Raw genomic sequence first — 13,911 nt, 5'->3', positions numbered from 1 at the left:
GTAAGGTTGGATTAGAAATAGTGCGGGTGTAGCTCAATGGTAGAGCAGAAGCCTTCCAAGCTTACGACGAGGGTTCGATTCCCTTCACCCGCTCCAAAAAAGATTAGTGTGCCGTTGTAGCTCAGGGGTAGAGCACTCCCTTGGTAAGGGAGAGGTCGCGGGTTCAATTCCCGCCAACGGCTCCAATCGCTTGGTATATTTTCAAGTTCTCGAGATAGGAAATATCATGGCAAAAGAAAAATTTACGCGCACAAAGCCACACGTTAACGTTGGTACAATTGGTCACGTTGACCATGGTAAGACCACACTGACAGCGGCAATTTCGACAATCCTGTCGAAGAGATTCGGTGGCGAAGCAAAAGACTACTCACAAATCGACAGCGCGCCTGAAGAAAAAGCACGTGGTATTACTATTAATACTTCACATGTCGAGTATGAGACAGAAACTCGTCACTACGCTCACGTTGACTGCCCGGGCCACGCGGATTACATCAAGAACATGATTACCGGTGCTGCGCAGATGGATGGCGCGATCCTGGTGTGTTCGGCTGCTGATGGTCCTATGCCACAAACTCGTGAACACATCTTGCTGGCTCGCCAGGTTGGCGTTCCATACATCATTGTTTACCTGAACAAAGCAGATCTGGTTGATGATGCTGAGTTGCTTGAATTGGTAGATATGGAAGTTCGTGAACTGCTGAGCAAGTATGACTTCCCTGGTGATGACACTCCAATCGTGGTGGGTTCAGCCCGTCTGGCACTGGAAGGTGATCAGTCAGAGCACGGCGAACCATCGATTTTCCGTCTTGCCGAAGCACTGGATTCGTACATTCCATTGCCAGAGCGCGCAGTGGATGGTGCGTTCCTGATGCCAGTTGAAGACGTATTCTCGATCTCTGGTCGCGGTACTGTGGTAACTGGCCGCGTAGAGCGCGGTGTGGTTAAAGTGGGTGAGGAAATCGAAATTGTTGGTATTACTACAACAGTTAAGACAACATGTACCGGTGTTGAAATGTTCCGTAAGCTGCTGGATCAAGGTCAGGCAGGCGATAATATTGGTGCACTGCTTCGTGGTACTAAGCGTGAAGATGTTCAGCGTGGTCAGGTTCTGGCAAAGCCAGGTTCGATCACTCCGCACACAAAGTTTGAAGGTTCTGTTTACGTTCTGTCGAAAGATGAGGGTGGTCGTCACACTCCATTCTTCAATGGCTACCGTCCACAGTTCTTCTTCCGCACGACTGACGTAACAGGCTCGGTTGATTTGCCAGCGGGCACCGAAATGGTGATGCCGGGTGATAACGTTGAAGTCACTGTTAGCCTGATTGCTCCGGTTGCGATGGAGCAGGGTCTGCGATTCGCGATTCGCGAAGGTGGTCGTACTGTTGGTGCGGGTGTTGTTGCAAAAATTATTGAATAAATAGGTTTACAAGAGAGGGTTGAATTGTTATAGTTCTGCCCTCCCGTAGGCGAGTAGCTCAATTGGTAGAGCACCGGTCTCCAAAACCGGGGGTTGGGGGTTCGACACCCTCCTCGCCTGCCACGGTTTAGACATCAGAGCCGTTTCCATAGGGAACGGCTCTGTTTTATCCAAGTTTCCGAATCGGACAAATGGTTAGCATCGATAAAATCAAAGTCGCAGCATCATTGCTGTTGGTTGCATTGGGCGTTACCGGGTTTTACCTGGTTCCGGCTGATCAAGGAATTGTTCGCTCATTGCCTGTAGTGCTTAGTTTGGCACTTGCAGGCTTTGTGCTATGGTTTTCTAATCCTGGTCGTGCGTTCGTAGATTATGCGCGCGACTCGATTAAAGAAGCGCAGAAGGTTGTGTTTCCTACTCGAAAAGAAACCTGGCAAATGACGGGCGTTGTGTTCCTGTTCGTTGGGGTGTTGTCCCTTTTTATGTGGGGCGTCGACTCCGGTCTGACATGGGTGTTCTATGATCTGATCTTAGGTCGTGGCTGAAAGTAAACAGGAATGCGGAGTATCTGAATGTCTATGCGTTGGTATGTGGTACACGCCTATTCCGGCTTTGAAAAAAGTGTGCAAAAGGCGCTGATTGAGCGGATTGAACGTGCTGATATGCAGCACTTGTTTGGTCAGATCTTGGTTCCTGTTGAAGAAGTGATGGAAGTGAAGGCCGGCACTCGTAAGCTGACCGAGCGGAAGCTCTTCCCGGGTTATGTATTTGTTGAAATGGAAATGGGTGATGAAACCTGGCACTTAGTTAAGAGTACAGCTAAGGTGAGTGGTTTTATTGGTGGAGTGGGTAATCGTCCTACACCTTTGCCTGAGCGTGAAGTTAAATCCATGCTGCAGCAGGTTCAGGAGGGGGTCGAAAAACCTCGTCCGAAAATCTTGTTTGAAGTGGGTGAAGAGCTTCGCGTTACAGAAGGCCCGTTTGCTGATTTCAATGCAACTGTTGTTGATGTTGATTATGACAAGAGCCGGATCAAAGTGTCTGTGCTTATTTTTGGTCGTGCAACACCAGTTGAAGTCGATTTTGCACAGGTCGAAAAAACCTGACCTGTGTAGTGTGCAATGCCTCAGGGCATTTTGGTAGGGGAGCGAGCTTTAGCTCGCGTTTGACCCGAATTCAGGAGTTTTAAATGGCTAAGAAAATTATTGGCTATATCAAGCTGCAAGTGCCAGCTGGTAAAGCAAATCCATCGCCACCGATTGGCCCAGCTCTGGGTCAGCGTGGTTTGAATATTATGAATTTTTGTAAGGAATTCAACGCAGCGACTCAAGGTATCGAGCCAGGCCTGCCAATTCCTGTCGTGATCACTGCTTTTGCAGACAAATCATTCACCTTTGTGATGAAGAGCCCACCAGCAACGATCTTGCTGAAAAAGGCTGCTGGTATCACTAAGGGTAGTGCTAAGCCACATACTGACAAAGTTGGTGTTGTGACTCGTGCTCAGCTTGAAGAAATCGTTAAGACCAAGAATGCTGACTTAACTGGCTCTGATATCGACGCAGCAGTGCGTACTATTGCTGGTTCCGCCCGTTCGATGGGTCTGACCGTGGAGGGTGTGTAAATGGCTAAGCTATCTAAACGCCTGAAGGCACTGAACGCAACTGTTGATTCTAACAAGCTGTACGCTATTGACGAAGCCATCGCGCTGGTTAAAGCTGCTGCAACTGCTAAATTCAACGAATCGATCGATGTATCTGTAAATTTAGGTATTGACGCACGTAAGTCGGATCAAGTGGTTCGCGGCGCTGTTGTATTGCCTAAAGGTACTGGTAAGTCAGTTCGCGTAGCAGTATTTGCACAGGGTGCAAATGCTGAAGCTGCTCGTGCTGCTGGTGCAGAAATCGTTGGTTTCGATGATTTAGCTGAATCGATTAAAGCCGGTAACATGGACTTCGACGTTGTTATTGCTTCTCCGGATGCAATGCGCGTTGTTGGTCAGTTAGGCCAGATCCTCGGTCCACGCGGTATGATGCCTAACCCGAAAGTGGGTACTGTAACTCCGAACGTTGCTGAAGCAGTTAAAAATGCTAAAGCCGGTCAGGTTCAATACCGTACTGACAAAGGTGGTATTGTTCATGCTACTCTGGGTCGTGCAACTTTCGAAGCTGCAGATCTGAAAGAAAACTTGCTGGCACTGGTTGATGCGCTGCAAAAAGCTAAACCAGCTTCGTCTAAAGGTGTATACCTTAAGAAGATCGCTGTATCGAGCACGATGGGTGTAGGCGTTCGCGTCGAAACCGCTTCGGTAGTAGCTTAAGTAATTATGGGGCCAGCCTTAGGGTTGGCCCAGTCGACTTTGGGCTTGGCGAAATATTGCCAAGGTTGTCAAAGACCGTAGGTGTCATAAGATTTCTTGTGACTTAATCCGGCTCCCAAAAGCCAGCCTACGCAGACGGTGCGCCCGAATCTATAGGCTCTAGTAGCATCACCTTTGTGGTGTTGTTGTTTTAAGTCTCCTGAAGCAAAGGTCGCCGTTTGATTGGGTGGTGTGATTTATTCGCACTGAACTACTAACCAATGGAGGTAGACCTTGAGTCTCAATCTTGAAGACAAAAAGGCGGTAGTCGCTGAGATCGCAGCAGAAGTTGCTAAAGCTCAGACGGTTATTATCGCTGAATACCGAGGTATCGGCGTTGCAAGCATGACTACACTGCGCAAACAAGCGCGTGAGTCAGGTGTGTACCTGCGTGTTCTGAAGAACACACTGGCACGGCGTGCGGTTGCAGGAACTCCGTTCGCTGAATTGGCTGACCAAATGGTTGGCCCGTTGGTGTACGGTATTTCTGAAGACCCAGTTGCTGCGGCAAAAGTTTTGAACACATTCTCTAAGAAAGACGAGAAGATTGTGATCAAGGCTGGTTCTTATGATGGTAAGGTAATGAATGCAGAAGAAGTTGCTGTTCTTGCATCCATTCCGGGCCGTGAAGAACTGTTGTCCAAGTTGCTGTACGTTATGCAAGCACCGATGGCTGGTTTCGCACGTGGCCTTGCCGCGCTGGCAGAGAAGAAGTCCGAAGGCGTTGCCGCACCGGTGGAGGCTGCAGAAGCCCCAGCCGAAGAAGCAACAGCATAAACGATTACTTAAACACGATTGTTGTATTAAAACAGACAAGATTTTCAGGAGTATTAATAAATGGCTCTGACTAAAGACGATATCCTCGAAGCAGTATCTGCTTTAACCGTAATGGAATTGAATGAGCTGGTTAAGGCATTCGAAGAAAAGTTTGGCGTTTCTGCTGCTGCTGTTGCAGTTGCCGGCCCAGCTGCTGCTGGCGCTGCTGTTGAAGAAAAAACAGAATTCGACGTAATTCTGACTGGCGCTGGCGCTAACAAAGTAGGTACGATCAAGATCGTTCGTGAACTGACAGGTCTTGGCCTGAAAGAAGCGAAGGACCTGGTTGATGGCGCTCCTAAGTCTCTGAAAGAAGGCATTTCTAAGGCTGATGCAGAAGCTATGGTTAAGAAACTCGTTGAGGCTGGTGCAACAGCTGAGATGAAGTAAGCATCCTTTAGGATGTAGTGAAGGCAGGCGGAGGAATCCGCCTGCCCTTTTGCGTTTGTGTCTATTGCTTAGCTTACAGCTGATCCCGATATTTGTCGGTTAGCGGAATCCAGCTTGTGTTCTTTGCAAGCAGTTGTCAAACCGGAAACCGCTCACAAACACGTTGGCGGGCGTTTGCGGTTTGTCCTTTGCGCCCCACTCCATGGAGAGTTTATGAGTATGAAATACTCGTTCACTGAGAAAAAACGCATTCGTAAAAGTTTTGCGAAACGGAAGAGCGTCCTTGAGGTGCCGTTCCTGCTCGCAACACAGATCGATTCTTATAGCGAATACCTGCAACTAGGGAGTCCGGCCGATTCGCGCCGGATGATCGGTTTGCAGGCAGCGTTTAATTCGATTTTCCCCATCGTCTCTCATAACGAAAACGCTCGGTTGGAGTTTGTTCATTACTCCCTCGGCGATCCTGCTTTTGATGTGCTTGAGTGCCAGCAGCGAGGTATTACCTTTGCCGCTCCACTGCGCGCACGCGTACGCCTCGTGATCATGGATCGCGAAGCGTCCAAGCCAACGATCAAGGAAGTGAAAGAGCAGGACGTTTACTTTGGCGAAGTGCCATTGATGACGCGTACTGGTTCTTTTGTGATCAATGGTACAGAGCGGGTTATTGTTAGCCAGTTACATCGCTCTCCTGGCGTGTTCTTTGAACACGACAAGGGCAAGACTCACTCTTCAGGCAAGCTTTTGTTTTCGGCACGGATTATTCCGTATCGCGGCTCTTGGCTGGATTTTGAGTTCGATCCAAAAGATCTGCTGTTCTTCCGTATCGACCGCCGTCGCAAGATGCCGGTAACCACCTTGTTGAAAGCTCTGGGCTACAGCCCGGAACAGATCCTAGCTGGCTTCTTTGATACCGATACTTTCCTGATGGACGAAGACGGCTTGTACTTGGAGCTTGTGTCAGAACGCCTGAAAGGTGAAGTAGCGAAGTTCGATATCGTTGCTGATGATGGCAAAGTGCTCGTTCAAAAAGATAAGCGTATTACAGCTAAAACCATTCGCGATATTAATGCGTCTGGTCTGCAAAAGATTCCGGTGCCACTGGACTTCTTTTATGGCCGCATCCTGGCGCACAACGTTGTTGATCCTATTACCGGCGAAGTGCTGGCTAAGGCTAACGAAGAAGTGACCGAAGATCTGGCTGTTAAGCTGGATATGGCTGATGTGAAGTCTGTGAAAGTGCTGTACGTAAATGATCTGGATCAGGGCGCGTTCCTGTCCCAGACACTGCGTTCGGACGATGTGGCTGATCAGTATGGTGCTCGCGTTGCAATCTATCGCATGATGCGCCCTGGTGAACCGCCGACTGAAGATTCGGTTGAAGCGCTGTTTAAGGGCTTGTTCTTTGCCCCAGAGCGTTATGATCTGTCTGCCGTTGGCCGTATGAAGTTTAACCGCCGTGCTTACCCGGATCGCTTGGAAGAAAAAGCACCGGGCTGGCAACGCCGTTTCTACGAAGAAGCAGGCCCGCGTGGTGTTGAAGGTGCAGGTGTTCTGTGCACGGAAGACATCATTGCTGTGATCGGTATCCTCTTAGAATTGCGTAACGGCCGTGGCGATATCGACGATATCGATCACTTGGGTAATCGCCGTGTGCGCTCGGTAGGTGAGTTGGCTGAAAATCAATTCCGTGCTGGTTTAGTTCGTGTGGAGCGCGCCGTTAAAGAGCGTTTGTCACAAGCAGAATCAGACAATCTGATGCCGCATGATTTGATTAATGCCAAGCCTGTTTCGGCTGCAATCAAAGAATTCTTTGGTTCATCCCAGTTGTCGCAGTTTATGGATCAAACCAATCCATTGTCGGAAATCACGCACAAGCGTCGTGTTTCTGCATTGGGACCAGGCGGTTTGACTCGTGAGCGCGCTGGCTTTGAAGTTCGTGACGTGCACCCGACGCATTATGGTCGTGTTTGCCCGATCGAAACGCCGGAAGGTCCAAACATTGGTCTGATCAATTCGCTCTCTTGTTATGCGCGTACCAATAGCTACGGCTTCTTGGAAACGCCTTATCGCAAAGTGATCGATTGTAAGGTTACGGATGAAATTGAATATTTGTCCGCGATTGAAGAAGGCAAGTACGTTGTTGCGCAGGCCAATGCCGAGTTTGACGAAGAAGGCCGTTTGACTGACGAGCTAGTGACTTGCCGTTCTAATGGCGACACGATCGTGGCTACGCCAGATCGCGTGCAGTACATGGATGTGGCTCCTAGCCAGATCGTATCGGTTGCGGCTTCTCTGATTCCATTTTTGGAACACGATGACGCCAACCGTGCATTGATGGGTGCCAACATGCAGCGTCAGGCTGTTCCTTGCTTACGTGCACAGGCACCGTATGTAGGTACAGGTATTGAGCGCACATGTGCAACTGACTCGGGTACTGCAGTGACTGCATTACGCGGCGGTGTGGTTGATTATGTTGATGCAGCGCGTGTGGTTATTCGTGTAAACGATGACGAAGCGATTGCGGGTGAAACGGGTGTAGATATTTACAACCTGATTAAATTTACCCGTTCTAACCAGAACACCAACACTAATCAGAAGCCAGTCGTTGTTCGTGGCAGCATTATTGCCAAGGGCGATGTGATTGCTGATGGCGCATCAACTGACTTGGGCGAAATGGCTCTGGGTCAGAACATGACCATTGCGTTTATGCCATGGAACGGTTTCAACTTCGAAGATTCGATTCTGATCTCTGAAGATGTGGTTGCCAACGATCGCTACACTTCGATTCACATCGAAGAGCTGAACGTGATGGCGCGTGACACCAAGCTGGGCGCTGAAGAAATTACCCGTGATATTTCCAATCTGTCCGAGCGTATGCTGGGCCGTCTGGATGAGTCCGGCGTGGTTTACATCGGTGCTGAGGTGGAAGCGGGCGATGTATTGTGCGGTAAGGTAACACCTAAGGGTGAAACCCAGCTGACTCCTGAAGAAAAGCTCTTACGAGCTATTTTTGGTGAAAAAGCATCCGACGTTAAAGATACTTCGCTACGCGTGCCGTCAGGCATGGTGGGTACGGTTATCGACGTGCAAGTGTTCACCCGTGAAGGCGTGGAGCGCGATCGCCGTGCCCAGTCCATCATTGATGATCAATTGCGTCGTTATCGCCAGGATCTGAACGATCAGTTACGTATTGTGCAAAGTGATTTGTTCGAACGTATTGAACGTATGATCGTGGGTAAAGTAGCCAATGGCGGCCCGATGCGCCTTGCTAAGGGTGTTGAAATCACCAAAGAATATTTGCATGGTTTACCAGCAAAAATTGATTGGTTTGATATCCGCCTGGCAGATGAAGAAGCCGCCCGCCAGCTGGAAGCCATGAAAGACCTGATTGGCCAGATGCGTACTGAGTTTGATCTGCGTTTTGAAGATAAAAAACGCAAGCTGACTCAAGGTGACGAATTGCCGCCTGGCGTGATCAAAATGGTTAAGGTGTATGTGGCCGTTAAACGCCGCCTGCAGCCTGGCGATAAGATGGCCGGCCGCCACGGTAACAAGGGTGTGGTTTCCAAGATTCTGCCGATCGAAGATCTGCCATATATGGCCGATGGTAAAACGGTAGATATCGTTCTGAACCCATTGGGCGTACCTTCGCGTATGAACATTGGTCAGATTCTGGAAATGCACTTGGGTTGGGCAGCTAAGGGTATTGGTCAGCGCATTGATGCGATGCTCCGTGAGCAACGTAACGGCATGCTGGTTGATATGCGTGCTTACTTGAACAAGATCTATAACACCAGTGGTAAGACCGAAGATATCGACGGTCTCTCTGATGAAGAGCTGATCGAGTTGGCCAATGGCCTGCGCAACGGTATGACTTTTGCAAGCCCGGTATTTGACGGCGCGAAAGAGTCTGAAATCTATCAGATGCTGGACTTAGCTTACCCAAGCGAAGATCCGCACACCCAGTTACTGGACTTCAACAGCAGCAAGACACAAATGCAGCTGTTTGATGGTCGTAATGGTGAGCCATTTGAGCGCAAAGTAACGGTTGGTGTGATGCACTACCTGAAACTGCATCACCTGGTTGATGATAAGATGCATGCTCGTTCCACTGGTCCTTACTCTCTTGTTACGCAACAACCACTGGGTGGTAAAGCTCAGTTTGGTGGTCAGCGCTTCGGGGAGATGGAAGTTTGGGCATTGGAAGCATACGGTGCGGCTTACACCTTGCAAGAAATGCTGACTGTGAAGTCGGATGATGTAAATGGTCGTACTAAGGTGTATGAAAACATCGTGAAGGGCGATCACCGGATTGATGCGGGCATGCCGGAATCCTTCAACGTGCTTGTGAAGGAAATCCGCTCACTCGGTATCGACATCGATCTGGAAACGTATTGATTCGTGGGGTAGTAGATGGCGAGCACAGTGCCCGCCATACCCCGAACGCCTCACTGGAGTCAAAGAATGAAAGGCTTACTCGAACTCTTCAAGCAAGTTGCTGCAAATGAAGAATTTGATGCGATTAAGATCGGTCTGGCATCGCCAGAAAAAATCCGCTCTTGGTCGTTCGGCGAAGTAAAAAAGCCGGAAACCATTAACTACCGTACATTTAAGCCAGAACGTGATGGCTTATTTTGCGCGCGTATTTTTGGCCCAATCAAAGATTACGAATGCCTGTGCGGTAAGTACAAACGCCTGAAGCACCGTGGTGTGATCTGCGAGAAGTGCGGTGTGGAAGTGACCCTGTCTAAGGTTCGTCGCGACCGCATGGGGCACATCGAGCTAGCTAGCCCGGTTGCACACATCTGGTTCTTGAAATCCCTGCCATCGCGCCTGGGTATGGTGCTTGATATCCCATTGCGTGATATCGAACGCGTACTTTACTTCGAAGGTTTTGTGGTCATCGAGCCAGGCATGACGCCACTGACCCGTGGCCAATTGCTGACTGAAGAAGATTACTTCAACAAAGTTGAAGAGTACGGTGACGAATTCGTAGCCCTGATGGGCGCGGAAGCGGTGCGTGAACTCTTGAAGAGCATGGATGTAGAAGACCAGATCACCACCTTGCGTGCTGAATTGTCCTCCACCGGCTCTGAAACCAAAATCAAGAAGATTTCCAAGCGCCTGAAAGTGCTGGAGGCCTTCCAACGTTCTGGCATCAAGCCAGAATGGATGGTTCTGGAAGTTCTGCCTGTATTGCCGCCAGAATTACGTCCTCTCGTACCATTGGATGGTGGTCGTTTCGCTACTTCAGATCTGAATGATCTGTATCGCCGTGTGATTAACCGTAATAACCGTCTGAAGCGTCTTTTAGAATTGCGCGCGCCTGAAATTATCGTGCGTAATGAAAAACGTATGTTGCAAGAAGCGGTTGATTCCTTGCTCGATAACGGCCGTCGCGGTAAAGCGATGACCGGTGCGAACAAGCGTCCTCTGAAATCCCTGGCCGATATGATCAAGGGTAAGGGCGGTCGTTTCCGTCAGAACTTACTGGGTAAGCGCGTAGATTATTCTGGCCGTTCGGTGATTACCGTTGGCCCGACACTGCGTCTGCACCAGTGCGGCTTGCCAAAACTGATGGGTCTGGAGCTGTTCAAACCATTTATTTTCCATAAGCTTGAAGTGCTTGGTCTTGCGACCACCATTAAAGCGGCCAAGAAAATGGTTGAAGCCCAGGATCCGGTGGTTTGGGACATCCTGGAAGACGTGATTCGCGAGCACCCGATTCTTCTGAACCGTGCGCCAACACTGCACCGCCTGGGTATTCAAGCGTTTGAGCCTGTGTTGATCGAAGGTAAAGCGATTCAACTGCACCCACTCGTTTGCGCGGCATTCAATGCCGACTTCGACGGTGACCAGATGGCTGTTCACGTTCCGCTGAGCCTTGAGGCGCAAATGGAAGCACGCACGCTGATGCTGGCTTCTAACAACGTATTGTCGCCAGCAAACGGTGAGCCAATTATCGTTCCTTCTCAGGATATCGTGCTGGGTCTGTACTACATGACTCGTGAGCGTATCAATGCCAAGGGCGAGGGCATGAACCTGATCGACGTAAGCGAAGCAATGCGCGCTTACGCGAGCAAGGAAGTGACCTTGCAAACGCGTGTTGATATCCGTTTGAAAGAATGGGTAAAAGACGAAGACGGCGAATGGCAGGCTCAGATGGTGCGTCGCAGCACTACGGTTGGCCGTGCGATTCTGTCTGAAATCCTGCCTAAGGGCCTCGATTTCAGCCATATCGACAAAGCGCTGAAAAAGAAAGAAATTGGTAAGCTGATTAACGCTTCATTCCGCCGCTGCGGTCTGAAAGATACCGTTATTTTTGCTGACCAGCTGATGTACACCGGTTTTGCTTATTCGACACGCGGCGGTATCTCGATTTGTGTTGACGATATGGTTGTGCCGGATAAGAAGGTTCAGCTCCTGGCTGAATCCTACGCTGAAGTGCGCGAGATCGAGCATCAGTACAGCTCGGGTCTGGTGACTCAGGGTGAACGTTACAACAAGGTTGTGGATATCTGGGGCCGTGCCGGTGATCAGATTGCCAAGGCAATGATGGATCAGCTCGGTAAAGAGAAGGTCGTCAATCGCGAAGGCAAAGAAGTTGATCAGGACTCGTTTAACTCGGTATTTATGATGGCCGATTCCGGTGCCCGCGGTTCTGCAGCGCAGATTCGCCAGCTGGCCGGTATGCGTGGTCTGATGGCTAAACCGGACGGTTCGATTATTGAAACGCCGATTACCACCAACTTCCGTGAAGGCCTGACCGTTCTTCAGTACTTTATCTCGACTCACGGTGCACGTAAGGGGCTGGCAGATACGGCGCTTAAAACAGCGAATTCCGGTTACCTGACACGTCGTCTGGTTGACGTCACACAAGACCTGGTTGTGATCGAAGACGATTGCGGTACCAAGAACGGTGTGGTCATGAAGGCGGTTGTACAGGGTGGTGATGTGATTGAAGCCCTGCGTGACCGTATTCTGGGCCGTGTTGTTGTGCTTGATGTGATCGATCCTGTTACGCATGAAACAGTGTTCCCAGTGGGGACATTACTGGGCGAAGATGAAGTAGACGAAATCGAACACCTTGGTATTGATGAAGTTAAGGTTCGCACGCCACTCTCATGCGAAACTCGCTACGGTCTGTGTGCTAAGTGTTATGGCCGTGACTTGGGTCGTGGTCACTTGGTGAATACCGGTGAAGCTGTTGGTGTTATTGCCGCTCAGTCGATCGGCGAGCCGGGTACCCAGCTGACTATGCGTACGTTCCACATCGGGGGTGCGGCTTCTCGTGCTGCTGCTGCAACGCAAGTTGAAGCTAAGTCCAGCGGTAATATCGCGTACAGCCCTAATATGCGTTATGTGACCAATGCCAAGGGCGATCCGGTTGTGATTGCACGCTCTGCTGAAGTGATTGTTGTCGACGACAATGGTCGCGAGCGCGAGCGTCACAAAGTGCCATACGGTGCAACGCTGACTGTTAAAGACGGCGATAGCATCAAGGCCGGTGGCGTGCTGGGAACGTGGGACCCGCATACTCGTCCAATTATTTCGGAATACGCCGGTCAGGTGAAATTCGATAATGTGGAAGAGGGTATTACCGTAATGAAGCAGGTCGATGATGTGACCGGTCTTTCGACCTTGGTTGTTATCGATCCTAAGCGTAAAGGTGGTAAGGCAACTGGCGTACGTCCAATGGTTAAACTGTTGGATGAGCGTGGTGGCGAAGTTAAAATGGCGGGTACTGATACCACCGTTATGATCGGTTTCCAGGTGGGTTGTATTATCACGGTGAAAGATGGCCAAGTGGTTGGTGTGGGTGATGTACTGGCACGTATTCCACAAGAATCTGCCAAGACTCGCGATATTACCGGGGGTCTGCCACGCGTTGCTGAGTTGTTTGAAGCGCGTATTCCGAAAGATCCGGGTATGCTGGCTGAAATTACCGGTACAGTTTCCTTCGGTAAAGAAACCAAGGGTAAACAGCGTTTAGTCTTAACAGATCTGGAAGGTGCACCGCACGAATACCTGATCTTGAAAGAAAAACACGTACTGGTTCACGATGGTCAGGTTGTTAACCGTGGTGAAAGTATTGTCGACGGCGCGATTGATCCGCACGACATCTTGCGTTTGCAAGGTATCGAAGCGTTGTCCCGCTATGTTGTACAAGAAGTGCAGGAAGTTTATCGTCTGCAAGGTGTGAAGATTAACGATAAGCACATTGAAGTAATTCTTCGACAAATGTTGCGTCGTGTTGTGATTACTGATTCTGCCGATTCTGCTTTCATCCAGGGTGAGCAAGTTGAGCGTGCTGAAGTACTTACTGTGAATGATAAGTTGATTGCTGAGGGTAAGTTACCAGCAAGCTACGATAATGTTCTGTTAGGTATTACTAAAGCATCTCTGTCTACAGATTCGTTTATTTCAGCGGCTTCCTTCCAGGAAACCACGCGGGTGCTGACTGAAGCAGCCATCATGGGCAAAATTGATGACTTGCGTGGCCTGAAAGAAAACGTGATCGTCGGCCGCTTGATTCCGGCAGGTACTGGTTTAGCTTACCACCGTAGCCGTAAGCGTCAGGCACCTGTTGTAGATCAATTGTCTGATATTTTTGCACCAACTGCAGAGGCTGAAACCGCTGTAAGTGGTGAAGTCGGGGCCTAACGATCATCAGCTTGTCTTGACGACAAGCACTTGATTTCAATAGAATCCTGTACTTTTACACAACGCTCAGCTTGGCTGGGCGTTGTGTACTTCTTTTTTACGGTTGGCACTTAAGTTTTTTTTCGCGTTAAAATTGGAAGAAATAAGCCGACGGTGGTCGGCAAAAGCCTGACTGATAATTGGCTTAATGCTTTGATTTTTATACGAATAATAATTTTTGGTTTTCCGTTTGAAAGAAGTGATTGTGAGTAGTGCCCGTAGTAAAACA

Annotated in this window: 9 protein-coding genes and 3 tRNA genes; all 12 read left to right on the top strand. The window is 49.6% G+C overall.

Annotated features, from left to right (window positions below):
* Positions 1-22 precede the first annotated feature (22 nt).
* The 12 genes from EJO50_RS11500 (at position 23) to rpoC (ending at position 13,643) form a co-directional block, all read left to right on the top strand.
* A tRNA-Gly gene (locus EJO50_RS11500) sits at positions 23-96 on the top strand.
* Between the two features lie 14 nt (positions 97-110).
* Positions 111-185 (top strand) — tRNA-Thr (locus tag EJO50_RS11495).
* A 41-nt stretch (positions 186-226) separates the two neighbouring features.
* Positions 227-1,417 carry an elongation factor Tu gene (gene tuf, locus EJO50_RS11490; protein WP_125974293.1) on the top strand — a complete coding sequence of 397 codons (1,191 nt, stop codon included), beginning with the start codon at positions 227-229 and terminating at the stop codon, positions 1,415-1,417.
* 47 nt (positions 1,418-1,464) lie between these two features.
* Positions 1,465-1,540, top strand: a tRNA-Trp gene (locus EJO50_RS11485).
* 68 nt (positions 1,541-1,608) lie between these two features.
* Entirely contained in the window at positions 1,609-1,962 is a 354-nt protein-coding gene (secE, locus tag EJO50_RS11480; RefSeq protein WP_125974291.1) for a preprotein translocase subunit SecE, read from the top strand.
* Between the two features lie 27 nt (positions 1,963-1,989).
* Positions 1,990-2,523 (top strand): transcription termination/antitermination protein NusG, encoded by a 534-nt coding sequence (gene nusG / locus EJO50_RS11475; protein ID WP_046351544.1) that lies wholly within the window; start codon positions 1,990-1,992, stop codon positions 2,521-2,523.
* Positions 2,524-2,606: 83 nt separating this feature from the next.
* The gene (gene rplK / locus EJO50_RS11470) at positions 2,607-3,038 is read left to right on the top strand and encodes a 50S ribosomal protein L11 (protein WP_046351545.1); all 432 of its coding nucleotides are present in this window, start codon (positions 2,607-2,609) and stop codon (positions 3,036-3,038) included.
* Entirely contained in the window at positions 3,039-3,734 is a 696-nt protein-coding gene (gene rplA, locus EJO50_RS11465) for a 50S ribosomal protein L1 (RefSeq protein WP_125974289.1), read from the top strand. It begins immediately after the preceding gene.
* Positions 3,735-4,007: 273 nt separating this feature from the next.
* Complete coding sequence (rplJ, locus tag EJO50_RS11460; protein ID WP_125974287.1) at positions 4,008-4,550, top strand: 50S ribosomal protein L10; 543 nt, start codon at positions 4,008-4,010, stop codon at positions 4,548-4,550.
* A 60-nt stretch (positions 4,551-4,610) separates the two neighbouring features.
* A complete protein-coding gene (rplL, locus tag EJO50_RS11455; RefSeq protein WP_046351548.1) occupies positions 4,611-4,979 on the top strand; it encodes a 50S ribosomal protein L7/L12 in 369 nt (122 codons plus the stop codon).
* A 219-nt stretch (positions 4,980-5,198) separates the two neighbouring features.
* Entirely contained in the window at positions 5,199-9,377 is a 4,179-nt protein-coding gene (gene rpoB / locus EJO50_RS11450; protein ID WP_125976454.1) for a DNA-directed RNA polymerase subunit beta, read from the top strand.
* 66 nt (positions 9,378-9,443) lie between these two features.
* A complete protein-coding gene (gene rpoC, locus EJO50_RS11445) occupies positions 9,444-13,643 on the top strand; it encodes a DNA-directed RNA polymerase subunit beta' (RefSeq protein WP_125974285.1) in 4,200 nt (1,399 codons plus the stop codon).
* The last annotated feature ends 268 nt before the right edge of the window (positions 13,644-13,911 follow it).

The organism is Iodobacter ciconiae, assembly GCF_003952345.1.
Classification (GTDB): Bacteria; Pseudomonadota; Gammaproteobacteria; order Burkholderiales; family Chitinibacteraceae; genus Iodobacter; species Iodobacter ciconiae.
Note: the sequence above shows the minus strand (reverse complement) of the source record. Positions and strands in the feature narration are given on the sequence as shown.